Here is a 23,636-nt window from a genome sequence, read left to right on the forward strand (position 1 = left end):
GGGTGACATTTGAAGATTAGGAGGATCACCCCACCCCGGAGCTTCGCTCCGACCCTCCCCCTCAAGGGGAGGGTGGATCAACAATGAGCCGAACAATGACACTATCGGAAACCACTACAACGGATCGAACGGAAATGCGCAAGCGACCGCTTGTCGTCATGGAGCAGGTCTCCAAGATCTTCTCCAACGGCACGCTGGCGCTATCGGGCATGTCGCTCAATGTTGAAAGCGGCGAGTTCATCAGCCTGCTCGGCCCTTCCGGCTGCGGCAAGTCGACGGCGTTACGCATCATCGCAGGTCTTGGCGGCGCCTCGAGCGGCAGGATCGACTGGCCGAGTTCGCGCATCAACGCAAAGGGCCTGCCGGAGGGCGATATCAGCTTCGTCTTCCAGGAGCCGACATTGCTTCCCTGGAAGACGGTTTTCGGCAATGTTCATCTGCCGTTGAAACTACGGGGCGTGTCGCAGGCGGCCGCGCACGAACAGATCATGGAAACACTGGCCACGGTCGGACTTCAGGACTTTGCCGACGCCTATCCGCGCGAATTGTCCGGCGGCATGAAGATGCGGGTTTCGATCGCCCGCGCGCTGGTGACGAAGCCGAAACTGCTTTTGATGGACGAGCCTTTCGCAGCACTCGACGAAATCACACGCCAGAAGCTCAATGATGACGTGCTTCGTCTCTGGCAGACAACGGGGATCACCGTCATCTTCGTCACGCATTCCGTCTATGAATCCGCCTACCTCTCCAATCGTATCGTCGTCATGAAGGCGCGGCCGGGCCGCGTCCATACCGACTTTCCATTGGAAACCAGTGGCGAGCGCGATCCTCTTTACCGTTCGTCCGAAGAGTATCGGCAGGTGTGTGAAAAAGTATCCCGTTCCCTGATCGAGGCCATCGGCTGGCCGGAGGTCCATTGATGAGCGATAGCACCAGCCTGCCCGCCACTCTGTCCATTGAAACGGCCGATATGCCCGCTACCGCAGCTGCGAGGCAGCGCAGTTTCGAACGCGTCCTCGGCATCTTCGTGCCGATTCTGACCGTCCTTGTTCTTCTTGTTCTCTGGCAGCTTCTGGTCGTCGGCACCGGTGTTCCGCAATATATCCTGCCGAGCCCGATTGCCGTCGCCAAGGCACTCGTTTCCGACTGGGGCATCTTGTGGCCCGCTCTATGGGTGACCACGGAGATCACCTTCATATCCTTGGTCCTGGCGCTGATTGGTGGCGTCGGCTTTGCGATCTTCCTCGTGCAGTCCCGCTGGATCGAGCTTGCCTTCTATCCGCTGGCCGTCATCCTTCAGGTAACGCCGATCGTCGCGATCGCGCCGCTGATCCTGATATACGCACCGACACGCGAAGCGGCGCTCTTAATTTGCGGCTTCCTCGTCGCCTTCTTTCCGATCCTCTCAAACATGGTTCAGGGCTTGAAGAGCGTCGATCACAATCTCCTCAATCTGTTCGATCTCTACGGCGCCTCGCGCTGGCAGGCGCTGCTGCATCTGAAGCTGCCGGCCGCCCAGCCCTATTTCATGACGGGCTTGAGAATCGGCGGTGGTCTGTCACTGATCGCATCGGTCGTTGCCGAATTCGCAGCCGGCTCCGGCGGCCCGAATTCAGGCCTGGCGTTCCGCCTTTTGGAAGCACAATACCGTCAGAACATGCCGCGGCTCTTCGCAGCCCTGCTTCTGCTCTCGGCGCTCGGCGTCGCCATTTTCGCCTTTACCTCTTTCATCTCATGGCTGAGCCTGCATCGCTGGCATGAGAGCAGCCTCAAGCGGGAGAACTGATGTCACACGCCTTCATGTCGCCGCCGAATGCCGCCCGCTTCGTGCTGAGCAAAGCCACCATTCCCGCCGTGACGCTCTTAGGCTTCAAGGCACCAGCCAGCGAGGGCCTCGTCAAGGCCGACATCGTCGTCACCGACGGTCTCGTCAGCGATATCCGCGCGCCCGGCACTGCGCCGGCCGAATATGCCAAGGTCGACGTGCGCGACGGCATGGTCTGGCCGACTTTTGCTGACATGCACACCCATCTGGACAAGGGCCACATATGGGAGCGGCGCTCCAACCCCGATGGCAGCTTCATGGGTGCGCTCGATGCCGTGCGTGCCGACCGCGAGGCCAATTGGTCGGCCGACGATGTGCGCAGGCGCATGGAATTTTCGCTGCGCTCGGCCTATGCCCATGGCACCGGTCTGATCCGCACTCACCTGGATTCATTGGCACCGCAGCACCGCATCTCCTTCGAGGTCTTCAGCTCGGTCCGCGAGGCCTGGAAAGACAAGATCGCGCTGCAGGCCGTCGCCCTGTTTCCGCTCGATGCCATGGTGGATGACGCCTTCTTCACCGATCTGCTCCGTGTTGTGCGCGAGGCCGGCGGCTTGATGGGCGGTGTCACGCAGATGACCCCGGAACTTGACGCGCAGCTAGACAAGCTTCTGCGCGCCGCCGCCGATAACGGCCTCGACATCGACCTGCATGTGGACGAGACGGAAGACAAGCAGGTCTTGACGCTGAAGGCGCTTGCCGAAGCCGTGCTTCGCAATGGCTTCAAGGGCAAGGTGACGGCCGGCCATTGCTGCTCACTCGCCCGACAGGACGAGGATGTCGCTCGCGCCACCATCGATCTCGTCGCCAAGGCCGGGATCTCCATCGTCTCACTGCCGATGTGCAACATGTATCTGCAGGACCGCCATGCCGGCCGCACGCCGCGCTGGCGCGGCGTCACGCTTTTGCACGAGCTTGCCGAGGCCGGCGTGCCGACTGCGGTTGCCTCCGACAATACGCGAGACCCCTTCTACGCCTACGGCGATCTCGATCCGGTCGAGGTGTTCCGCGAAGCCGTGCGCATCCTGCATCTCGACCATCCGCTGGATACGGCTGCAAGGGTCGTCACCACCTCGCCCGCAGAGATACTTGGCCGCCCGGATATCGGGCGGATCGCCGTCGGCAGCCCGGCCGATCTCGTGCTTTTCAGCGCCCGGCGCTGGAGCGAATTCCTTTCCCGTCCACAGTCTGACCGCGTCGTCCTTCGCAAGGGCAAGGTGATCGACCGCAGCCTGCCGGACTATCGTGAACTCGACAGCGTCATTGGAGCCTGACATGCCGGATTATCAGCGCATCAAGAAAGAACTCGAAGGCATCGCCGTCGAAGACAATCCGGCGCTCGTGCGCCAGAAGAGTCGTGACTTCTATTGGTATTCGCCGATCCTGAAAGCCCAGCTCGACAATGTCACGGCCGATCTCGTGGTCACGCCGAAGACCGAGGAGGAGGTGATCCGCACTTTAAAGGTCGCCTACGCGCATGACGTGCCCGTCACACCACGCGGCGCCGGCACCGGCAATTACGGCCAGGCCATGCCGCTTTCCGGCGGCATCGTGCTCAACCTCGCCGCCATGAACAGGATCAAGGAGATCCATCCCGGCCGCGTCATCTGCGAGCCCGGCATCGTCATTGCCGAACTCGACCGCCAGACCAAGGCCCATTCGGGCCAGGAGCTGCGCTTCCATCCCTCAACCGCCCAGACTGCGACGATCGGCGGCTTCATCGCCGGCGGCTCTGGCGGCGTCGGCTCGATTACCTGGGGTGGCCTGCGCGATCTCGGCAATATCCTGCGCCTGCGCGTCGTGACGATGGAAGCCGAGCCGCGTACCCTCGATTTGACTGGCTGGGACCTGACCAAGGTCAGCCACGCCTACGGCACGAACGGCATCATCACCGAGATCGAAATGCCGCTGGCGCCGGCCTATGATTGGGTCGATGTGCTGGTCGGCTATGACGATTTCATGGATGCCGTGCGCTTTTCCGATGCGCTTGCCAAGTGCAACGGCATTCTGGTCAAGGAAATCGCCCCGATCGCCGCCCCCATTCCGCACGAATATTTTGCCCGCCACAAGCCCTATATCCGTGAGGGGCAATCGATCGTGGCGCTGATGATCGCACCGCATGCGATGGATCCCTTCGTTGCCTTTACGCGGCAGCAGAAGGGCGAAATCACCTTCCGCTCCGACAAGGTGGAGAGCATGAAGGGCATTCCACATGCCTATGAGCTTGCCTGGAACCACACGACGCTGCGCGCCATCAAGGTCGATCCCTCGATCACCTATCTGCAGGTGCAGTATCCAGGACCGGATCACGTCGCCAAGGTCCAGAAGATGGTGGAAATCTTCGGCGACGAAGTGCCCGGCCATCTCGAATTCATCCGCTTCGACGGCCAGATCCAGTGCGCCGGCCTGCCGCTTGTGCGCTATACGTCCGAGGAGCGACTGGAAGAGATCATTAGGATTCACCAGGACCACGGCTGCCCGATCTTCAATCCGCACCGCTATACGCTGGAAGAAGGCGGCATGAAACAGACGGATGCCGTGCAGCTTGCCTTCAAGAAGGAGACCGACCCGAAGGGCCTGCTCAATCCCGGCAAGATGATCGCCTGGGACGATCCGAATTTTGACTTTAAATCGGGCAAGAACTACCTCTTCCCCGGCCTCGCCGACCTGATGGAGGCTTCATGAAGGTTCTCGTCCTTCATTCCCATCCGGTCGAGGAAAGTTTTGGCGGCGCGCTGCACCGGCAGACCATCGAGAGCCTGAAGCGAGCCGGCCACGAGGTCGACGACTGCAACCTCTACGCAGAGGGCTTTGACCCTGTCCTGTCACGTCATGACCGGTTGATCTACCATGACTATCCCGAAAATACCGATGCGCTGAAATCTTACGTGGAACGGCTGGAGCGCACCGAAGCCCTCGTCATCGTGACCCCGGTCTGGAACTTCGGCTTTCCCGCGATCCTCAAGGGCTATTTCGACCGGGTCTGGCTTCCGGGCGTTTCCTTCGAGCTCGTCAACGGCAAGGTGCGCTCAAAGCTGCAGCATATCCGCAAGCTCGGTGCGGTCTTGACCTACGGCGCGGACCCATTCCGCGCCTTCGTCGCCGGCAACCCTCCGAAAAAGATCGTCAAGCGCGTGCTGCGCGCCCAGATCAAGCCCTTCGCCCCGGTCGTCTTCCTCGCCCATTACGACATGAACCGCTCGACAGAGACTTCCCGCAAGGAGTTTTTGGCGAAGGTCGGCCGCGAGATGGGGCGATTTTAAGAGCGGCTTTTTCTAGCGGCCGGAATAACCATGACTGTCCAACGGACGACTCCTCCATTTCTGCGTGAGACTATCGATTAGCGACAATCGCGAGGCTCTTTCGCCTGAAGAAAGTCTGGCTTTGTGGGCAGCAGATGCCGGCCGATGTTCCGCAGCCGAAGAGACATGAAAATTGGCTCGTTGTTCCGGCTCGCGGCGAACTTCGATCCGCCTGCGCGTTTGGGGAAATGACGGATCGCATTCCCCCAAACCGCTTCAATGAGCATCGAAAGCTTAAGAGCAATTCCCGGAAAAGCGGAAGAGCTCTAGTTGTTCAAAGCGCCGCCGATAATGGCGCCGAGTGCGAAGGCTGCGGCAGGATACCAAAGACCATCACTGTGACGGCGATAGCCCGGGCGGCGATCGTGGTAACCTCTGTAGCCGTGATAGTAACCCGAACGGTCCTTACCCCGATATGGTCCCCATCCCGGGCGTCCCGGTCCCCGCGGCGGCATCTTGCGATGAACTTCGTCGGGACGATCGCGATGATGACGGGGCCATTCCTGCGCGTTGGCAAAGGGCGCTGCCAGCGTTACCGCAGCCATGGCGAGAACAAAAATCTTTTTCATTGGGCTTCCTTCCTTTTCATCAGGAAACCTTAGTAATCTTAAGGTGAACAGAGCGTTAATGTGCTGCTACCTTAAATGGCCGACCGCGCGGAATATCTCCCGGATCAATCCGGGCCGTCAGCCCTGAGAGCATCGTCAAAAGCAGGCCGAATATGCGCATACTTCAATCGACTCGGTTATATGGCAAAGTCTAGACGCCGGCCGACTGGCGCAGCGGCGCGGCAAGTTCGGCATCCCGGCGTTTGACGGCCTCGATGTCGCGATAGCCATTGGCCGGATGGGTCGCCGGCAGGTAAGGTCCCTCGCCGAAGAGCTTTTCGCGCAGCGTGCCTGGGCGATAGGCCGTCGGATATACCCCACGCTTTTGCAGTTCCGGAACGAGCAGATCGACCGCCGCCTCAAAACTGTCGGGCGTCACGGCATAAGCGAGGTTGAAGCCATCGACATCGGTCTCTTCTACCCATTCCTGCAGGATATCAGCGACGGTCGAGGGTGAGCCGACGAAAACCGGCCCAGTTCCGCCGATCCCGCCCCATTTGGCGAGTTCCTCGACCGTCCAAGCCCGATCCTTGCCGCCAAAATGCTCGATCATCGAGACGATGGCATTGGTCTCGACCTTCTTCAATTCGTCAGTGGGCGCATATTGGCCAAAGTCGATGCCGCTCCAGCCCGACATGAAGACAAGCGAGCCGTCATAGGAGGCGTAGCTCTGATACTCTTCGAAGAGCTGTTGCGCCTTTGCGTCGGTTTCCGCGATGATCAGCGTCGTGAGATTATAGATCAGCACCTTTCGTGGGTCGCGGCCGGCAGCCGCAGCCCTTTGCCTGATATCGGCGACATAGGCGCGCAGCAGGCTCTTGGTCGGAGCCGCCACGAAGACGCATTCAGCATGGCTGGCAGCAAAGGCCTTGCCAGGCCCCGATGCACCTGCCTGATAGAGCACGGGTGTGCGCTGGGGCGACGGTTCGCAGAGATGATAGCCGGGAACCTCGAAATACTTGCCCTTGTGACCGATCTCGTGAACCTTGGTAGGATCGGTGAAAATGCCGCGCTTGGCATCGCGCAGCACGGCGCCCTCTTCCCAGCTTCCTTCGAAGAGCTTGTAGAGAACCTCCACATATTCGGCAGCGATCTCATAACGGTTGTCATGGGTCTTCAAGCCACCCTGACTGATGTTCTTGGCGCCGCTCTCGAGATAGGAGGTCACGATATTCCAGCCGATGCGACCCTTGGTGTGGTGGTCGGCGGTCGCAAGCCGTCGAGCAAAGGTATAGGGATGCTCAAACGAGGTGGAGGCGGTTATTCCGATACCGAGATGTTCGGTCGCAAGCGCGATCGGCGCCGCCAGCTGGATCGGGTCGTTGACCGGTATCTGCGCGGCCTGCTCTATCGCATGGTAGTTCGAGCCCTTGTAGACATCGTAATAGCCGATGACGTCGGCGATGAATATGCCGTCGAAAATACCGCGTTCCAGCGTCCGCGCCAGATCCTGCCAATAGTCCAGATCCTTGTATTTCCATGATTTATCGCGCGGATGCCTCCACAAACCGGGGGACTGATGCGCGACGCAATTCATGTCGAACGCGTTGAATCGAATATGCCTTGTCATGCCAGCTCCGGACGAATTGAACCGACGATCAAGCTAGGGGCGGCAATGCAATTCGAAAAGTAATTGCATAATGTCTATATACTCTATGGAGAAATATTTTTCCCCGTTTCTCGCCGGCAATTCGCTATTCGATGCTTGTGATTGGTAACCGATCGGCGGGCTCGATCTAAAGGGCTGCCTTGTATGCAGACCATGTCGGCGGCGCGATCCGGAAGCCGTTCTTCCCCGACGACTTCGCTTCGTACAAACCACGATCCGCTTTCGCAAAAATGTCCTTGGACGAATGGCCGGGCACGATTATCGCCGCGCCGACGGAGGTTGCGATGCGAATGGTCTTCGCCGGCGTGGAGACGGTCCAGTTCAATCCCTTGACGACACGATCGGCGATTTTTGCAAGATGCTCGGTCGACAGGCATTCGTGGATAACGGCAAACTCGTCGCCGCCAATTCGCGCCACCATATTGGCCTTGGGGACTGCGCGCGAAAGTCTGCGCCCTGCCGCTTTGAGACAATCATCTCCAGCCTGATGCCCGAGAGTATCGTTCACGGATTTGAAGCCGTCGAGATCTACCAGCAGGAGCGCTCTGCCGGTTCGGCCCTCGGCCGCACATATTTCGTTGAAGAACGTTTCAAATCTGGTGCGGGATGTCAGTCCGGTGAGCATGTCATACTCGGCCAGTTGACGAAGCTGCTCGACCATCGTCTTCTCGGCGGTGACATCCTGTTTCATCCCGAAAATTCTAGTCGCGGCTCCATTCGCGAACTCGACGCAGGCGGTTATCCTGATCCATCGACGATTGCCCCTTGCGGTAATGATCTGCGCATCCAGGCTGAAGCCCTCGCCGGTGCGGATTGCTTTCTCGCGCACCTCATCGAGACGTATTCGGGTCTCCGGCGTATAAAGTTTAAGGATTTCCTCCCTCGTCAGCGGCGTTTGCGGCGCAAGATCAAAGAGCTCATAGACCATATCCGTCCAACTGAGCGTCTGGTCGGGGAGGCTGCATTCCCATACCCCGATGCGAGCGGCCTTGAACGATCGATCGAACAATTCCCGCAAATGCATGAACTCGCGGGAGCCGATTGCCTGTGGATCGAGTATTGCATTTCCATCGCAAGACACTGGAGGCCCTCACCAGCTGATCAAAAAGAGCGTCACCAGCTTTATCGCTGGGAATCTTTCCCAATGGAATGATTACATGGATTGTTTGCATTTTGGTTTCTAAAAGTACGAGCGCTGCGATTATCGCCGATATCAACAGCCCTGATTTGAGACCAAGCCTCCAAAGAAGGGGTTATTTCAAGCGGCAGACGTATTTGCAAAGCATGGAGCAACCGACGGGCGCAGCTTGACGGGGGAACTTGCTTCGCCGCCAGCCGCTTGAATGGCTGCAGCGCGCCATTTTCGAAAATGAGTCGAAGGTCAGTGCGGGCATTTGCTCCCAAACTTGGCGCCAGCGATTTCCTGATCACACCTGGCCAACGCCGCTCAGCCCGATCAACGCGCCAATGCCCAGAACGATGAGCGGATGAATGCGCGTTGTCGAGAGAACAAGCGCGCCAGCTGCCGCTATGGCCGCCAGAATCCAGCCCTGAGTTGACGCCTCGGTAATGACAGCCGCACTGGCGGTGACAAGCCCCGCGGTCATCGGCACCAGGCCTGCCTGTACGATCCTTCGCCACGGCCTGTCCTTGAAGCGATTCCAGAGATGGAGCACCAGATATGTCAGCACCGAAGAAGGCCCGAACTTTGCCGCCGATGTCACCAAGACGCCCGCCCATCCGGCAACATGCCAACCGACCAGGGGCACGACCATCAGGTTTGGACCGGGAGCCGCCTGCGCCAATGCGAACAGCGCACCGAATTGCTGCGCCGTCATCCAATGCTGCACGTCGACGACCTGCCGGTGCATTTCAGGGAGGATGGAATTGCCGCCGCCGAAGGCCAGCAATGAAAGCTGCGTGAAAATGATTGCGAGAGCGAGCAGGGTCGTGGTCATGATTCAAGCTTCCAGGTGGCGATGATGCTGAGAGGCGCCAGAACCAGCATGGTCGGCAGCAAGGGCAATCCGGCGATGGCGATGGCAGCAAAACAAACGGCGGCAATGACCAGGGCGACGGGCCTGCGGCGCAACGGCAGGACGATCTTGACGGCCATCGAGATCAGCAGACCGGCAGCTGCCGCGGCAAGGCCGGCAAACATGTGCTGGATCCGCGGATCGCTGTTGAACTGATCGTAAATGACGCCGAGACCGATGACGATTGCCGTCGGCGCGACGATCAGGCCGAAAAGGGCCGAAAAAGCGCCTGCCACACCTTGAAATTTCGAGCCGATCGCAACCGACATATTGATGATGTTGCCGCCAGGCAGGAACTGACAGAGCCCGAGCAGCTCGGTGAATTCCTCCCCGGTCAGCCACTTGCGATCCTCCACCACCATGCGGCGTGCAAGCGGCAAGACACCACCAAAGCCGATGAGGCCGAGCTTGAAAAAGCCGAAGAAGAGTTCGGCGACGGTTGGCTCTTCGCGTTGAACGGTGCTGTGAGGGGAAATGGCATCCATATCTTGGCCTATATGCTTCTTGTCGAACAAGGCGGCAAAATAGGCTTTCATCGACCATGCGTCCAATATATGGATTTATTAGTATCCATATGTTTGAGATATGCCATGATCGAGCTTCGACATCTTCGCTATGCCGTAACCGTTGCCGATGAGGGGCATATGACCCGTGCCGCGGAAAGGCTCGGCATCCAGCAGCCGCCACTCAGCCAGCAGATCGCCAAGCTGGAAGCGATCGTCGGTGCCCCGCTCTTCAAGCGTTTGCCGAGAGGCGTTGCACTGACGGATGCAGGGCAGACCTTCGTGGAGAGAGCAAGGACCATCCTGCATGACGTCGATCTTGCGATAGAGGCAACAAGACGCAACGCGCGTGGAGAGGAGGGAAGCCTCGCCATCGGCTTTACCAGTTCGGCCGCGTTTCATCCCCTCGTCACCTCGGCCGTCCGTTCGCTCGGCGAGACATCGCCCAATGTCGTGCTCAAGCTTGAGGAAGCCAGTACGCCCGATCTCATTACCATGATGCATTCCGGCCTTCTCGATGTCGCATTCGTGCGCTCTCCCGTCGCACAATCGAGCGGGCTGATAATTTCTCGAATTCTCGACGAAGAGATGCTGGTGGCTCTTCCCGATCGTCATCCGCTTGCTACGACGAGGGGCGAGAACCCCGTTCAATTGTCGGAACTCGCAAACGAGCCCTTCATCCTTTACCGGCGACCGTCGGGGCCGGGACTATATGACGGCATCATAGCGGCCTGCCTTGCCGCGGGTTTCAGCCCGAAAATACGGCATGAAGCTCCCCGGTTGCTGTCGACGCTCAGCCTTGTCGCCGCCGGGCTCGGAATCTCCATCATTCCAGGATCGATCGCCCGGCTGGAGACGAACGGCATCGCCTATCTAAGTCTTGACCCCCGCACCAACCTCATAGCGCCACTTTATCTCGCACAGCGCGATGAACAGCCAAGTGGCGCGCTGCGGCTGTTTGCCGACATCGTCCATCGGGAGAAAATGCCGCTGAAATACGGACCTTGAGCCAGCCTCCTGTCAGGAAAGATCGACCGGCTTGTGTCTGGTCCTTTGCGAGTGCGTTCGACCACGCCTGCGTAGCCTAGAAGCTCAAAGTCGTGTCCTTCCAGAGGCGAAATCCCCCAAGGAAGGCATTTTCGTTCTCGCCGACACGGCAACCGGCTGGCAGCTCCTTGAGCTTTTCAGCGTTGCCGCCACCGATGACGATTTCGTGTGGCAACAACGCCGCCCGCAACCTTTCCACGATCTCCTCGACCGACTGGCGCCATTTTTTCTTGCCGTATTTTTCAAGGCCGCGTTCGCCGATAAAATCTTCGAAAGTGTCACGCTTCTTGTAGGGCAGGTGGGCGAGTTCCATGGGCAGGCAGACGTGATTGGCGATCATCGCCGAACCCAATCCCGTGCCGAGGCCGAGAAACAGCATGTTGCCGTTCTTGTAGTTGCCGATTGCCTGCATCACGGCATCATTGACAAGCTTGACCGGCTTTCCGAAAGCGGAAGAAAAATCGAAATTCTGCCAGCCAGGTCCGAGATTGTGTGGTTCCACAGCCGGCTTGTTGTTCAATACCGGGCCGGGGTATCCCATGCCGATAACGTCGTATTGCCAATCGCTCGTCAGCTCCTTGACGGTCTGAACCATCTGTTTTGCCGACATTGTTGGACCGGAGACGGCCGCTCGGCGCTCACCGCCGGAGCTGAGACGCATCTTTACATGCGAACCGCCGAGATCGATTGCCAAGACGACCAGTTCTTCTGTCGCAGCCGGAGCCACGGTTTTCTTCGATTTTGCGTTTGCTTTGCGGCTCTCTGTTACCTGGCTCATCTTCGTCCACACTTTCTATCCATGACCGGCACCATGCATGCTATGGCATTTCAACGACCGAGACGGAGAAATTCTCTCCCTCCCAATGGTCGGTGTCAGGCCAGTAAAAGGTGAAGGCAATCACCGCGCCTTTGGGCAGGCGTTCGCTTGCAAGCTCCGCAACATTGATGCCGAAGCCATTCTGGCGCGTTTCGGTATCGTTGACACTCGCCCAGCCGTCAAAACTCCAGTGCACGACCGTCGGCGCCATGACCTCGACCCGCAGGCGCTTGCCGACGGCAAGCTGCGACAGCTTGTTGTTGAAACGCCATAGCACGAACGGTGCCGCAACGTTGTTTTTCACATAGCGTTCGATACCCTGCGGCGGCATGTCGAAAACGGCTTCGTCTCTCAGCGAGCGCAGGAGCTTGATATGCTCGGCGTGAGCCCAGACGAGCGGCATGGCGCTGCCGGAAGGTTTGCCCAGGACAAGGCCCAGTTCAGGAACATCGGGCTGGTCCCATACCTGCTCGGGCAACAATCCACCGTGGCCTGCGGACTGTTCGAGTGTTTTGAGCAATTCCAGAGCCATTTCAGGCCGGCCGGCTGCAAGCTCGTAATGGGCTCGTTCACCTGCGAGCAGCGGCCACGGGCGCCCAATGCCGGTGCCGTCGAATGGCCCACCATCTTCATGCTCGCCATAGCCGTCACCGGTGTAACGATACCATAGCCGGCCCTGCGGCAGGTCGCATTTGAGCTGTGCGTCGATAACCCTCACGGTGTCGAGAATGCGGGGATCGTCGGCGGCACGCAATCCGAACCGCACCAGCGCCAAAGCATCGGGACTGACGACGCGAGCGGTCGGCAAAAAGGATTCGGCTGGCGGCCTGTTCTTGATCGGCACGAAACCATCGGCCGGCGAGGTTCCGTCGGCTATTTCCGGCGGCGCAATGCGGACATAGTAGCCCTTGACCCCGGGAGCGGAGTTCTCCGCATCGCTGCTGACATAGGTCCAGCGCTCGATCTGGTCGTTCCAGGCATCCGCCGTCTGGCGCAAGTAGTCCGCATTGTGCGTCTGACCGGCGATTTCAAGAATATCGGCCGCCGCCAGCAGCGCAGCGATCTCAACCGCCAAGGTGAAGGGGGAAAAACCGCCATCCTCCTCCCAACGGTCCTCACCGGTGACCGGACCGTTGACGACCACGTAACGCGCCGCTTTTTCGACCATCGGCACGTAGGATGAAAGCAGTTCGCCCGTTAACACCCCTTCACGGCGCAGTGCATCTGCCAGCAGGATCGGGAAGGCGCATTCGTCCATCTGTATCCCGGTCCAGTAAGGCTCGCCGTCCAGCCAGCAATTCTGCGGCCAATGCCCGTCCTCTTCCTGGATGACGCGCAGATAGGCAAGAATGCGCAGCGCGTCTTGCGAGGCGCCCGCAGCCAGGAAGCCGCCGGCGGTCTCGACCAGATCGCGCGGCCAGACCAGATGATAGCCTCCGAGGTCCTCGTCACCCTTGGCAAAGCCCCAAGGGATGGACAGGGAAGCAACGGCCGGCCCTTCGAAGGACAGGGGCCGGTGCGTCGCCAGCACCGCTGTCGATATCCGATAGCGATTGAGCTCCGGCGGTGGTGCTCTCGGTTCGTCGAGCGCCAGCAACCCGTCCTGCCACGCCCGCCAGTCGGAGACATAGCTGCGCTCCGCATCGTCATAGCCGGCCTGCAAACTGGCAAGGGCATTGTAGCCGGCTTCTGTGGCATGGCTTCCAAAGCCGAGAGATACGACGACCGTATCACTGCCACCCGTAAGATCGATTTCGCCGGTCAGTGCGACGTTGCCATCGGCTGCACGCGCGAAGGCCGGGTCCAGTTGAGCCGCTTTCCGCAACTGCTGCCATCCGTCGGACACCCCGACATAGCCGGCAGATGCCGTCCTCCAACCGCCACTGACGGCAAGTGCGAGCGAGACGCCGCCTGTGCCGGTCGCAAAAAGCATCGGCGTGCCCTTATAATCTCCCACCCAGCCCGTATTGCCGTAACCGGCATTAACCAGATGCGGGGCCGCAAGCAGGTAAAGGCGATAATCGTGGATCGATCCTTCGAGCGGCTCTAATGATATCTGCTGAAGCAAGCTGCTGCGCATCGGATCGACGATGATGCGCTTTATGATCCGGTAACGACCGTCGATTGCGGTATTGATCAACCGATAGGCCGGAACGCCATCCTCGACCGTCGTGACGACGCTTTCCGTATCGCGCTTTTCGTCCGAGAAATAACCATCGGGACCCGTGACGATCAATCCGATGTCGCGGGTACAGGCGCTGTCGACGCGGGGATAATAGACTTCGTTCAGGATGCCGTGACTGAGTGTGAACCAGATGCGGCAGGCTGGCGAAAGCGCTGTGCCAATTCCGCTCTTTGCACTGGACGTCCAGCGAGGTTCGATACCGTTCACGTTGGAGCCGGAAGCATCGTAAAGCGCCATGCACTATCTCCTCTATCGCAGCAATCTGCTCCGACCAAAGTGTTTCGGCAAGACGGAACCTGGTTGCATTCGAGCCGAGATACCCTTGTTTTCACCACCATTGACAGCCCGCATGCGTCCTGTATTCTGTTATAAAATTGTATATAACATAATTGTGGAACATAATTGGGAGAATATCGATGAAGCTAAGTGCCGGCTTGCTGATTGCAGCTGCCTTGATTGCAACCCCCTCGCTATTGATGGCCCAGGAAAAAGGTGGCGTCATCAACGTCGCAACGATCGGCGAGCCGCCGACGCTCGATCCAATGACCTCCACGGCCGATCTCGTCGGCATCGTCACGCAGCACATCTTCGAAACGCTCTACACCTTCGACAAGGGCTGGAACGTCACGCCGCTGCTGGCCGACAGCCTGCCCGAGATCAGCGCCGACGGCAAAACCTACACGATCAAGCTGAGAACCGGCATCAAGTTCCACGACGGCAGCGTCATGACGTCCAACGACGTGGTCGCCTCGCTCAACCGCTGGATCAAGCTCGCCTCGCGCGGCAAGCAGGCGGGCGGCTTCATCGAATCGATCACCGCCCAGGACCCGGCGACCGTCGTCATCAAGCTGAAGCAACCCTATGCCCCCTTGACCTCGCTGCTTGCCTTCAACAACTCAGCCGCCATCATCATCCCGGCCAGCAAGCAGGCGGATACGATGACCGACTTCATCGGCACCGGTCCCTACATGCTGAAGGAGCGCAAGCCCGACCAGTATATCCAGCTGGTGCGTTTTGACGGCTACAAGCCGCGCGATGGCGAAAGCAACGGTTACGGCGGCGCCCGCCACCAATATCTCGACGAAATCCGCTTCGTACCGGTTCCCGACGCCAATACCCGCGTCGAGGCGGCCATTTCCGGTCAGTACGACTACATCGACAGTCTTCCGGTCGAATCCTTCGACAAGCTGAAGTCGTCATCGGCGACCCAGCCGCTGCTCCTGAAGCCATTCGGCTATCCGGTCTTCGTCTTCAATACCGCCGACGGCATCACGAAGAATATCGCGATCCGCAAGGCGATCCGTCAGGCGCTCAGCATGGAAGATATGCTGGCGGCCGCCTTCGGCAGCACGAATTTCTATACGGTTGACGGCAACATGTACCCTGCCCCCTATACCTGGAGCACGAATGCGGGCGTCAAGGGCAACTACAACATCGCCGATCCGGAAGGCGCGGCGGCGGCCGCCAAGGCTGCAGGCTACAAGGGCGAACCGATCCGCATCCTGACCAGCCGCCAGTACGAGTTCCATTACAAAATGGCGCAGGTCGCGGCCGAATATCTGAAACAGGCGGGCTTCCAGGTCGATCTTCAGGTGGTCGACTGGGCAACGCTCACCCAGCGCCGCACCGACAAGGCGCTCTGGGACATCTATATCAGCCACAGCCCCTTCCTGCCGGAACCGGCGCTGATCGGCACGCTGTCGCCAAGCTCTCCCGGCTGGTGGACCACGCCGACGAGCAAGGCAGCAATTGACGCATTCAACACCGAGGTCGATCCCAAGAAGCGTATCGAACTCTGGGCGAACGTTCAAAAGACCATCTATGACGAAGCTCCCATGATGAAGATCGGCGACTTCAACGCCGTTGCGGCGATCTCCACCAAACTTCAAGGCGTCGACCCGGCGCCATGGCCCTACTTCTGGAACGCATCGATCAAGAAATAAGCCTCCCAAGGCGCTCGGGCGCCGGTTACGGCCGGCGCCTGTTCCCGAGATTCGAAAAGAAGCGGAACCGCTCCAGGGACCGACCCAATGATACGCTACATCCTTCAACGCCTTGCCGGCATGATCGTCGTGATGTTTCTCGTCGTCACGATCGTCTTCGTGATCGTGCGCGTGACACCGGGCGATCCGGCCGCCGTCATGCTCGGTCCGGATGCGACCGCGCAGGATATTGCCGAACTCCGTACCCGGCTTGGCCTCGACCAGTCCATCCTCGTCCAGTACGCATTTTACGTCGGTCAACTGCTGAAGGGGGATCTTGGCCAGTCGATCTTCCTCAACATTCCGGTCGGCTCCGCCCTTCTCGAACGGGCCGAGCCAACCTTCTTCCTGACGCTGTTCTCGCTTCTGATCGCCAGTGTCATCGCGCTGCCGATCGGCATCTATGCCGCCTATCGGCGTGGATCGTTCGTCGACCAGGCCTCGATGGCAATCGGCATGCTGGCGGCAAGCATTCCTAGCTTCTGGCTCGGTCTTATCCTGATGCAGTTCTTAGCCGTGCGCCTGGGGATGTTCCCGGTTTCCGGCTATGGCGGACCGGGTGCAAGCTTCATGGATCGCATGTATCATCTGACGCTGCCGGCCGTAGCACTCGGCCTCGTCTCCTCGGCGCTGATCCTGCGCTTCACCCGTGCATCGATGCTCGACGTGCTCGGAGACGACTATATCCGCACCGCTCGCGCAAAGGGGCTTATCGAGCGGCGCGTGGTCCTCAAGCACGCGCTGAAGAACGCGTTGATCCCCATTCTCACCGTCCTCGGGCTGACCGCCGCTGTGCTGATTTCCGGCGCGGTCGTGACCGAGACTGTCTTTGGCCTACCGGGTGTCGGAAGCCTCGTCGTCTCCGCGGTGCTGCGCCGCGATTATCCGGTGATCCAGGGAGCCCTGCTCGTCATCGCAGGCCTCTACGTCCTGATCAATTTTGCGATCGACATGCTCTACCTGCTGGTTGATCCGAGGGTACGCTACTGATGGCCGATATCGCAACCGATACATCAAAGCGGGCATCGAGCGAGCGAAGCAAGTTCCTTCGCCGGCTTCTGAAGCGGAAGACGGTCGCCGCCGGCCTCATCGTGCTGACGATCTTCGTGCTTCTTGCCGTCCTCGCGCCTTGGATAGCGCCCTACTCGCCCTCGAAACTTTCGATCGTCAACAGGCTGAAGCCGCCGAGTGGGATTTACTGGTTCGGCACCGACGAGTTCGGTCGCGATGTCTTTTCCCGCACCATCTATGCTGGCCGGCTGTCGCTCCTCGTCGGAGCGGCCGTGGTGGCATTGTCGGCAGCGATCGGCGTCACGCTCGGCCTGCTCGCCGGCTTCTTCCAGAGGCTCGATACACCGATCGCCCGTCTGATCGATGCGATGATGGCATTTCCTGACATCCTGCTTGCCATCGCGCTGGTTGCGGCCCTCGGGCCGTCGCTGACGACGGTCATCGTCGCGCTGTCGATCGTGTACGCACCGCGGCTGGCCCGCATCGTCCGCGCCTCGACACTTGTCATCCGCGAGCTGCCTTACGTGGAGGCGGCCAAGGCTCTCGGCATCTCGACGTTTCACATCATGACGCGGCATGTGCTTAGAAACCTCCTGTCGCCGATCCTGGTGCAAGGCTCCTTCCTCTTCGCTAGCGCCATGCTCGCCGAAGCCGGGCTCTCGTTCCTCGGCCTTGGCGTCAGCCCGGAAATTCCGACCTGGGGAACCATGATCGCCGCCGGACGCCAATATATCGGCCAGGCCGACTGGATGACCTATTTCCCCGGCTTTGCCATCATCCTCTCCGTGCTCTCGTTGCAAATGGTTGGCGACGGCCTGCGGGACATGCTCGATCCAAGACTTCGAAAGGACCTGTAAATGACCGGTGAAAAAGCGGGCAAGCCGCTCCTCCTCACCAATGTGAAACCCATGGCCTTCGGCGGTGACGCGGCCGCGGGGGTCATCGATATCCTCATCGGCGCCGACGGCAAGATCGCCGCCTTCGGCCCGCAACTTGCCGCGCCCGGCGATGTCGAACGCGTCGATGGCAAGGGCGCCTGGATTTCTCCCGGCTGGGTCGACCTGCACGTCCATATCTGGCATGGCGGCACTGACATTTCGATCCGCCCGTCCGAATGTGGCGCCGAGCGCGGCGTCACGACGCTTGTCGATGCGGGTTCGTCCGGCGAAGCCAATTTTCACGGGTTCCGCGAATATATCATCGAACCCTCCAGGGAGCGCATCAAGGCCTTCCTCAATCTCGGTTCGATCGGCCTCGTCGCCTGCAATCGCGTTCCCGAACTTCGCGATATCAAGGATATCGACCTCGACCGCATCCTCGAATGCTATGCTGAGAACAGCGAGCACATCGTCGGCATCAAGGTGCGCGCCAGCCACGTCATCACCGGCTCCTGGGGTGTCACGCCCGTCAAGCTCGGTAAGAAGATCGCCAAGATCCTGAAGGTGCCGATGATGGTGCATGTCGGCGAGCCGCCGGCGCTCTATGACGAAGTGCTCGAAATCCTCGGACCGGGCGATGTCGTCACCCACTGCTTCAACGGCAAGGCCGGTTCGAGCATCATGGAGGACGAGGATCTCTACAATCTTGCCGAACGCTGCGCCGGCGAAGGCATCCGGCTCGATATCGGCCATGGAGGCGCATCCTTCTCCTTCAAGGTCGCCGAAGCAGCGATCAAGCGCGGCCTGCTGCCCTATTCGATCTCGACCGACCTGCACGGCCATTCGATGAACTTCCCGGTCTGGGATCTCGCAACCACCATGTCCAAGCTGCTCTCGGTCGGCATGCCATTCGACAAGGTCGTGGACGCCGTCACCCATGCGCCGGCCTCGGTCATCAAGCTTGCAATGGACAACCGGCTGTCGGTCGGCGAGCGCGCCGACTTCACCATCTTCGACCTGGTGGATGCGGATCTCGAGGCGACCGATTCAAACGGCGACGTTTCGCGCCTGCGCAAGCTGTTCGAGCCGCGTTACGCGGTGATCGGCGCGGAGGCGATTACCGCCAGCCGCTACATACCGCGCGCCCGCAAGCTCGTCCGCCACAGCCACGGCTATTCGTGGCGCTAATCGAAACACCAAGGATCGCATAGCAGGAGCATACGTGAACACGTCCCCAACACAGGCCGCTTCAGCAGCGCAAACACCTTACCAGCGACTGGCTGCGCTCGGGATCGAGCTTCCACCGCCGCCGCCGCCGATCGCCAACTTTGTGACCCATGTCCGCGAAGGCAACGTGCTCTATCTGTCGGGCCAGGGCCCGCGGGAGCTGGACGGCCATCTTCATTCCGGCAAGGTCGGCGGTGACGTCGGTGTTGATCGGGCCTATCAGCACGCGCGGCTGACCGGCATCAACCTTCTTGCCGTCATGCACGGAGCGCTTGGCGACCTCTCCCGGGTCAAGCGGGTGGTGAAGCTGCTCGGCATGGTCAATGCCGTGCCGCATTTCGAGGACCATCCGAGCGTCATCAACGGCTGCTCGGACCTCTTCATCGAGGTCTTCGGCGAAGCAGGCCAACATGCCCGTTCGGCCGTCGGTTTCGGCTCGCTGCCCGGCAACATCACGGTCGAAATCGAAGCGATCGTGTCGCTCAACGACTAGTTTTTACGCAATTCCGGACGCAAAACCGCGTCACACTTTTGCTGGAATTGCTCTAAGGAGGACGAATTCAGTGGTTGCGCCAGCCCATCAGCTTTTCGATCCGCTCGGCAGCCGCGCGCACCTGCTCGCCATAATGGTTGCCGTCGGAAACGACTTTCTGTTCGGGCAGCACGATCGAAATGGTCGCGACACATTGGCCGTCCCGGTCAACGACCGGCGAGGCGATGCACGCAACCGCATAATCGGACTCCGCCACCTGAACCGACAAGCGCTCCTCAAACGCCTTGCCCGCAGCATCGGAAAGCACACCGGCATCGACCTCGGCCCGACCGGTCGGCGAGGTTCGGGCACAGCGCTTGAAAAGTTCGATCCTCTCGTCTTCCGGCAAGTGGCCGACCAGCAGTCGGCCGGAGGCCGTCCAGTTGAGCGGCACGCGGGTTCCGACCCGAGAGGCGACCTGGAAATGGCTTGGTCCGTCCGCCATCGCCAGCACCAGCATATTGTCGCCGTCGCGGCCGCAGACTTGTACGGTCTCGCTCGCCTGCCGGCAAAGGTCATGCATTTCGCGGGTGGCGACACTCATGAAATCCAGCGACCGGGCATAGGCGAGACCGTAATGATAAAGACGCGCGCCGAGCCAGACGGAACCGTCGGCATTGCGGCCGAGCATGTTCTTTTCGACCAGATCATCGATGATGACATAGACGGTCGAAAGCGGCGCCTTGATCGCCTTGGCAATCGCATAGGCTCCAGCCGGTGCGCCGGTTTCGTAGAGATAATCGATCACCTGCAGCGCGCGGTCGATGCCGCTTACGCGCGAGCGGCGTACGCCTTTGGCTTCCGTTTCCCCCGTGGAATCAACGTCTTCAGGGGGTGCGGCGGGTAGGGTCTTGGCGTCCAAATCAACGCTCCTCACGAGATTTCGAGAAGCTATTACATTACTATGGTATAGCTGTCGATGGCAATCGGCAGTCAGTCGTCACTTTGGAGAGATAGAATGTCCGATGATATCCGCGGCAAGATCGGCCTGAGGCCCGTCATCAACGTATCAGGCACCATGACCAGCCTCGGCGCGTCGATCGTCGTGCCCGAAGCCGTTGCGGCAATGGCGGCGATCCTGCCGCAATTCGTTGAAGTCAACGACCTGCAGCGCAAGGCAAGCGCCATCATCGCGCGGCTGACAGGCGGCGAGGCGGGCTTCGTGACGGCGTCCTGCTCCTCGGGCATCAGCCTCGCCGTCGCCGGCGCCATCACCGACAACAACCTGCTTGCCATAGAGAAGCTGCCTGATGTCACCCCGGACAAGAACGAAGTTATCGTGCAGATGGGCCATGTGGTGAGCTATGGCGCGCCGGTAGATCAGGCAATCCGCCTTGCCGGCGGCAAGGTCGTCCTGATCGGCCAGGCGACGTCGACCCATCGCTTCCACATGGAAAACGCCATCACCGAGAAAACGGCGGCAGCCGTCTATGTGGTATCCCATCATGTGGTCAACTACGGCCTGCTGCACCTCACCGAATTCGTCGAGATTGCCCATGCCAAGGGCGTGCCCGTCATCGTCGATGCGGCTTCGGAATATGACCTGAAGCTCTTCCTGGCGCAGGGCGCCGACATCGTGCTCTATTCCGGCCATAAGTTCCTCGGCGGCCCGACCTCCGGCATCGTCGCCGGCAAGAAGGAGCTGGTGCGCAACGCCTTCCTGCAGAATATGGGCATCGGGCGCGGCATGAAGGTCGGCAAGGAAAGCGTCTATGGCACCATGGCGGCGCTGGAGGCCTGGGAAAAGCGCGACCACGCCGGCATCCGCGAACGCGAGACCGGCTATCTGAACCTGTGGAAGCGGACCCTGGACGGCCGCCCCGGCGTCACCGCGTTGATCGAGCCCGATCCCACCAACAACCCGCTCGACCGCATGCGGGTCATCATCTCGGCGCCCGAGGCGCATATCAGCGCTTGGGATCTCGCAGCAGCACTCAGCCGCGGCAACCCGCCTGTCATCGTCCGGGACCATGAGGTGGAACACCATTATTTCTATCTCGACCCGTGCAACCTGCACCCCGGCCAGGAGACGATCGTCGCGACCCGGCTTGCCGAAGAACTCGACAAGGCGCGCGCCTCCAACGAGATCATCGCGACGCCGATCGAGAACCGCAGCAGGCATCGCTTCGACGGCGTGCTGAACTGGCCAGACTAAAGCTGTGGTAGGGATCGCAAGAAGGAAACGAGCATGAGCATGTCGCAGGCAAAGGCCGCGGGAGCCGCCGAACCTATCCTCTCCGTCGAGAACCTCACCACCTCATTCCTGGTGGATGGCGCATGGAAACCTGTCGTGCGCAATGTTTCCTTCTCGGTCGCGCCGGGCGAGACGGTGGCGATCGTCGGCGAGAGCGGTTCAGGCAAGAGCGTCACCTCGCTCTCGATCATGCGACTGCTGCAAAGCGATTCAAGCCGCATCGAAGGCAGGATCATGCTCGGAGGGCGCGACCTGCTTCCGCTCCCCGAGCATGAGATGCGCAAGGTACGCGGCAACGATGTGTCGATGATTTTCCAGGAGCCGATGACTTCTCTCAATCCGCTCTTCACTATCGGCGACCAGATTTCCGAAGCCTTGCTCTGCCACAAGGATATGTCGGCGGCGGACGCCAAGGCCGAGACGATCCGGCTCCTGGAGAAAGTCCGCATCCCGTCGGCCGCCTCGCGTTTCGACGAATATCCGCACCGCTTTTCCGGCGGCATGCGCCAGCGCGTCATGATCGCCATGGCGCTCGCTTCGAAGCCGAAACTGCTGATCGCCGACGAGCCGACGACGGCGCTCGACGTCACGATCCAGGGACAGATCCTCGATCTCATCAAGATGCTACAGGACGAAGAAGGAACCTCCGTCCTGTTCATCACGCATGACATGGGCGTGGTCGCCGAGATCGCCGATCGCACCGTCGTCATGTATCGCGGCGAGCAGGTGGAGACAGGCGCGACAGCGGACATTTTCCACCGCGGCCAGCATCCCTATACCCGCGCTCTGCTGTCGGCCGTGCCCGTGCTTGGCTCGATGCAGGCCTATGAGCGGCCGCTCCGCTTTCCGATCGTCAATACAAAGACGGGAGAGTCCGATACGCCTGTCGAGGTGCCGGATACGGTAGTGACGGAAAAGCCGGTGCTACAGGTAAAGAACCTCATCAAACGCTTCGACATCCATTCGGGCCTCTTCGGGAAGCTCAGAGGCCGCGTGCATGCGGTCGAAGACGTCTCGTTCGATCTCTTTGCCGGCGAAACATTATCGCTTGTCGGCGAATCCGGTTGCGGCAAATCGACGACGGGGCGCGCCATCATGCGGCTGATCGAGCCGCAATCCGGCTCCGTCATCGTCGACGGCCGCAACGTGCTCTCGCTTGGCAAACGTGACATGCGCGAGATGCGCAAATCCGTGCAGATGATCTTCCAGGACCCCTTCGCTTCGCTCAACCCGCGCATGACCGTCGGCCAGGCGATCGCCGAACCCTATCTCGAACACAGGATGGGTACGGCAAGGGAAGCTCGGGCCGTGGTCGCCGACATGCTACATAAGGTGGGGCTGACGCCTGACATGGCCAGCCGCTATCCGCACGAGTTCTCTGGCGGTCAACGCCAGCGCATCTGCATCGCCCGCGCGTTGGCATTGCAGCCGAAGGTGATCGTCGCCGACGAGAGCGTGTCCGCGCTCGACGTGTCGATCAAGGCGCAGGTCATCAACCTGATGCTCGACCTGCAGCAGAGCCTGAACCTCTCATTCCTCTTCATCTCCCACGACATGGCCGTGGTCGAGCGTGTCAGCCATCGCGTCGCCGTCATGTATCTCGGCGAAATCGTCGAGATTGGTCCGCGTGCCGCCGTCTTCGGCAATCCGCAGCACGATTACACGAAGAAGCTGATGGCGGCCGTTCCGGTACCGGACCCCGACCGCAGGCGCGAAAAGCGCATGGCAGCCGGCGACGAATTAAAGAGCCCGATCCGGCCGGTCGATTACCTGGTCAAGCCGCGCGAGTATCGAACGGTCTCTCCCAATCATCTGGTCGCGGTCTGACGCCTCACTCCGATCGGCCTGACGCCCTTCGTCATCCGTAAATTGAGCAGTCG

21 protein-coding genes are annotated in these 23,636 nt (G+C 60.2%); 13 read left to right on the forward strand and 8 right to left on the reverse strand.

Going from position 1 to position 23,636, the window contains the following annotated elements:
- Window positions 1-95: 95 nt before the first annotated feature.
- From AC13Q5_RS29075 to AC13Q5_RS29095, 5 genes are read left to right on the forward strand one after another with little or no spacing between them, the layout of a single operon-like run.
- Window positions 96-920, forward strand: coding sequence for an ABC transporter ATP-binding protein (locus tag AC13Q5_RS29075; RefSeq protein ID WP_457878187.1), 825 nt, complete (start codon window positions 96-98; stop codon window positions 918-920).
- Entirely contained in the window at window positions 920-1,786 is an 867-nt protein-coding gene (locus AC13Q5_RS29080; protein ID WP_488504032.1) for an ABC transporter permease, read from the forward strand. The genes AC13Q5_RS29075 and AC13Q5_RS29080 overlap by 1 nt, the downstream gene beginning before the upstream one ends.
- Window positions 1,786-3,099 carry a cytosine deaminase gene (locus AC13Q5_RS29085; RefSeq protein WP_488504033.1) on the forward strand — a complete coding sequence of 438 codons (1,314 nt, stop codon included), beginning with the start codon at window positions 1,786-1,788 and terminating at the stop codon, window positions 3,097-3,099. Before AC13Q5_RS29080 ends, AC13Q5_RS29085 begins: the two co-directional genes overlap by 1 nt.
- Before the next feature lies 1 nt (window position 3,100).
- The gene (locus AC13Q5_RS29090) at window positions 3,101-4,510 is read left to right on the forward strand and encodes an FAD-binding oxidoreductase (protein WP_488504034.1); all 1,410 of its coding nucleotides are present in this window, start codon (window positions 3,101-3,103) and stop codon (window positions 4,508-4,510) included.
- Window positions 4,507-5,088, forward strand: a complete 582-nt coding sequence (locus AC13Q5_RS29095) for an NAD(P)H-dependent oxidoreductase (protein ID WP_488504035.1) — start codon at window positions 4,507-4,509, stop codon at window positions 5,086-5,088. Before AC13Q5_RS29090 ends, AC13Q5_RS29095 begins: the two co-directional genes overlap by 4 nt.
- Window positions 5,089-5,393: 305 nt before the next feature.
- Here AC13Q5_RS29095 and AC13Q5_RS29100 read toward each other — a convergent pair whose 3' ends face one another.
- From AC13Q5_RS29100 to AC13Q5_RS29120, 5 genes are all read right to left on the reverse strand, one after another.
- A complete protein-coding gene (locus AC13Q5_RS29100) occupies window positions 5,394-5,696 on the reverse strand; it encodes a hypothetical protein (protein WP_113347362.1) in 303 nt (100 codons plus the stop codon).
- A gap of 190 nt (window positions 5,697-5,886) precedes the next feature.
- Window positions 5,887-7,305, reverse strand: a complete 1,419-nt coding sequence (locus AC13Q5_RS29105; RefSeq protein WP_488504036.1) for an LLM class flavin-dependent oxidoreductase — start codon at window positions 7,303-7,305, stop codon at window positions 5,887-5,889.
- A gap of 166 nt (window positions 7,306-7,471) precedes the next feature.
- Window positions 7,472-8,425 carry a sensor domain-containing diguanylate cyclase gene (locus AC13Q5_RS29110; protein WP_488504037.1) on the reverse strand — a complete coding sequence of 318 codons (954 nt, stop codon included), beginning with the start codon at window positions 8,423-8,425 and terminating at the stop codon, window positions 7,472-7,474.
- A gap of 346 nt (window positions 8,426-8,771) precedes the next feature.
- Window positions 8,772-9,302 (reverse strand): chromate transporter, encoded by a 531-nt coding sequence (locus AC13Q5_RS29115; RefSeq protein ID WP_457878182.1) that lies wholly within the window; start codon window positions 9,300-9,302, stop codon window positions 8,772-8,774.
- A complete protein-coding gene (locus AC13Q5_RS29120) occupies window positions 9,299-9,916 on the reverse strand; it encodes a chromate transporter (protein WP_488504038.1) in 618 nt (205 codons plus the stop codon). Before AC13Q5_RS29120 ends, AC13Q5_RS29115 begins: the two co-directional genes overlap by 4 nt.
- A 54-nt stretch (window positions 9,917-9,970) precedes the next feature.
- Between AC13Q5_RS29120 and AC13Q5_RS29125 the strand changes: the two genes are divergently transcribed.
- On the forward strand, window positions 9,971-10,891 hold the full coding sequence (locus AC13Q5_RS29125; protein ID WP_488504039.1) for a LysR family transcriptional regulator: 921 nt from the start codon (window positions 9,971-9,973) through the stop codon (window positions 10,889-10,891).
- Between the two features lie 76 nt (window positions 10,892-10,967).
- Here AC13Q5_RS29125 and AC13Q5_RS29130 read toward each other — a convergent pair whose 3' ends face one another.
- Both AC13Q5_RS29130 and AC13Q5_RS29135 read right to left on the reverse strand, forming a co-directional pair.
- The gene (locus AC13Q5_RS29130; RefSeq protein ID WP_488504040.1) at window positions 10,968-11,708 is read right to left on the reverse strand and encodes an ROK family protein; all 741 of its coding nucleotides are present in this window, start codon (window positions 11,706-11,708) and stop codon (window positions 10,968-10,970) included.
- 40 nt (window positions 11,709-11,748) lie between these two features.
- The gene (locus AC13Q5_RS29135) at window positions 11,749-14,169 is read right to left on the reverse strand and encodes a glucan 1,4-alpha-glucosidase (RefSeq protein ID WP_488504041.1); all 2,421 of its coding nucleotides are present in this window, start codon (window positions 14,167-14,169) and stop codon (window positions 11,749-11,751) included.
- 179 nt (window positions 14,170-14,348) lie between these two features.
- On the opposite strand from AC13Q5_RS29135, the gene AC13Q5_RS29140 reads away from it, so the two are divergent.
- From AC13Q5_RS29140 to AC13Q5_RS29160, 5 genes are all read left to right on the forward strand, one after another.
- Entirely contained in the window at window positions 14,349-15,875 is a 1,527-nt protein-coding gene (locus AC13Q5_RS29140; RefSeq protein WP_488504042.1) for an ABC transporter substrate-binding protein, read from the forward strand.
- Window positions 15,876-15,962: 87 nt separating this feature from the next.
- Window positions 15,963-16,904, forward strand: coding sequence for an ABC transporter permease (locus AC13Q5_RS29145; RefSeq protein ID WP_488504043.1), 942 nt, complete (start codon window positions 15,963-15,965; stop codon window positions 16,902-16,904).
- Window positions 16,904-17,782, forward strand: coding sequence for an ABC transporter permease (locus tag AC13Q5_RS29150; RefSeq protein WP_488504044.1), 879 nt, complete (start codon window positions 16,904-16,906; stop codon window positions 17,780-17,782). Before AC13Q5_RS29145 ends, AC13Q5_RS29150 begins: the two co-directional genes overlap by 1 nt.
- Window positions 17,783-18,991 carry an amidohydrolase/deacetylase family metallohydrolase gene (locus AC13Q5_RS29155; RefSeq protein WP_488504045.1) on the forward strand — a complete coding sequence of 403 codons (1,209 nt, stop codon included), beginning with the start codon at window positions 17,783-17,785 and terminating at the stop codon, window positions 18,989-18,991.
- A gap of 19 nt (window positions 18,992-19,010) precedes the next feature.
- Window positions 19,011-19,523 (forward strand): RidA family protein, encoded by a 513-nt coding sequence (locus AC13Q5_RS29160; RefSeq protein ID WP_425298699.1) that lies wholly within the window; start codon window positions 19,011-19,013, stop codon window positions 19,521-19,523.
- Between the two features lie 67 nt (window positions 19,524-19,590).
- Here AC13Q5_RS29160 and AC13Q5_RS29165 read toward each other — a convergent pair whose 3' ends face one another.
- Complete coding sequence (locus AC13Q5_RS29165; protein ID WP_488504046.1) at window positions 19,591-20,424, reverse strand: IclR family transcriptional regulator; 834 nt, start codon at window positions 20,422-20,424, stop codon at window positions 19,591-19,593.
- 96 nt (window positions 20,425-20,520) lie between these two features.
- Between AC13Q5_RS29165 and AC13Q5_RS29170 the strand changes: the two genes are divergently transcribed.
- A complete protein-coding gene (locus AC13Q5_RS29170; RefSeq protein WP_488504047.1) occupies window positions 20,521-21,717 on the forward strand; it encodes an aminotransferase class V-fold PLP-dependent enzyme in 1,197 nt (398 codons plus the stop codon).
- 33 nt (window positions 21,718-21,750) lie between these two features.
- On the forward strand, window positions 21,751-23,583 hold the full coding sequence (locus AC13Q5_RS29175) for an ABC transporter ATP-binding protein (RefSeq protein ID WP_488504048.1): 1,833 nt from the start codon (window positions 21,751-21,753) through the stop codon (window positions 23,581-23,583).
- Window positions 23,584-23,636 lie beyond the last annotated feature (53 nt).

The sequence above is a fragment of the Martinezella sp. CNPSo 3964 genome, assembly GCF_057784375.1.

What these genes read in the sequence shown, in the direction of transcription:
- AC13Q5_RS29075 (WP_457878187.1), top strand. Translation starts at nt 96, where the DNA reads ATGACACTATCGGAAACCACTACAACGGATCGAACGGAAATGCGCAAG.
- AC13Q5_RS29080 (WP_488504032.1), top strand. Translation starts at nt 920, where the DNA reads ATGAGCGATAGCACCAGCCTGCCCGCCACTCTGTCCATTGAAACGGCC.
- AC13Q5_RS29085 (WP_488504033.1), top strand. Translation starts at nt 1,786, where the DNA reads ATGTCACACGCCTTCATGTCGCCGCCGAATGCCGCCCGCTTCGTGCTG.
- AC13Q5_RS29090 (WP_488504034.1), top strand. Translation starts at nt 3,101, where the DNA reads ATGCCGGATTATCAGCGCATCAAGAAAGAACTCGAAGGCATCGCCGTC.
- AC13Q5_RS29095 (WP_488504035.1), top strand. Translation starts at nt 4,507, where the DNA reads ATGAAGGTTCTCGTCCTTCATTCCCATCCGGTCGAGGAAAGTTTTGGC.
- AC13Q5_RS29100 (WP_113347362.1), bottom strand. Translation starts at nt 5,696, where the DNA reads ATGAAAAAGATTTTTGTTCTCGCCATGGCTGCGGTAACGCTGGCAGCG.
- AC13Q5_RS29105 (WP_488504036.1), bottom strand. Translation starts at nt 7,305, where the DNA reads ATGACAAGGCATATTCGATTCAACGCGTTCGACATGAATTGCGTCGCG.
- AC13Q5_RS29115 (WP_457878182.1), bottom strand. Translation starts at nt 9,302, where the DNA reads ATGACCACGACCCTGCTCGCTCTCGCAATCATTTTCACGCAGCTTTCA.
- AC13Q5_RS29120 (WP_488504038.1), bottom strand. Translation starts at nt 9,916, where the DNA reads ATGAAAGCCTATTTTGCCGCCTTGTTCGACAAGAAGCATATAGGCCAA.
- AC13Q5_RS29125 (WP_488504039.1), top strand. Translation starts at nt 9,971, where the DNA reads ATGATCGAGCTTCGACATCTTCGCTATGCCGTAACCGTTGCCGATGAG.
- AC13Q5_RS29130 (WP_488504040.1), bottom strand. Translation starts at nt 11,708, where the DNA reads ATGAGCCAGGTAACAGAGAGCCGCAAAGCAAACGCAAAATCGAAGAAA.
- AC13Q5_RS29135 (WP_488504041.1), bottom strand. Translation starts at nt 14,169, where the DNA reads ATGGCGCTTTACGATGCTTCCGGCTCCAACGTGAACGGTATCGAACCT.
- AC13Q5_RS29140 (WP_488504042.1), top strand. Translation starts at nt 14,349, where the DNA reads ATGAAGCTAAGTGCCGGCTTGCTGATTGCAGCTGCCTTGATTGCAACC.
- AC13Q5_RS29145 (WP_488504043.1), top strand. Translation starts at nt 15,963, where the DNA reads ATGATACGCTACATCCTTCAACGCCTTGCCGGCATGATCGTCGTGATG.
- AC13Q5_RS29150 (WP_488504044.1), top strand. Translation starts at nt 16,904, where the DNA reads ATGGCCGATATCGCAACCGATACATCAAAGCGGGCATCGAGCGAGCGA.
- AC13Q5_RS29155 (WP_488504045.1), top strand. Translation starts at nt 17,783, where the DNA reads ATGACCGGTGAAAAAGCGGGCAAGCCGCTCCTCCTCACCAATGTGAAA.
- AC13Q5_RS29170 (WP_488504047.1), top strand. Translation starts at nt 20,521, where the DNA reads ATGTCCGATGATATCCGCGGCAAGATCGGCCTGAGGCCCGTCATCAAC.
- AC13Q5_RS29175 (WP_488504048.1), top strand. Translation starts at nt 21,751, where the DNA reads ATGAGCATGTCGCAGGCAAAGGCCGCGGGAGCCGCCGAACCTATCCTC.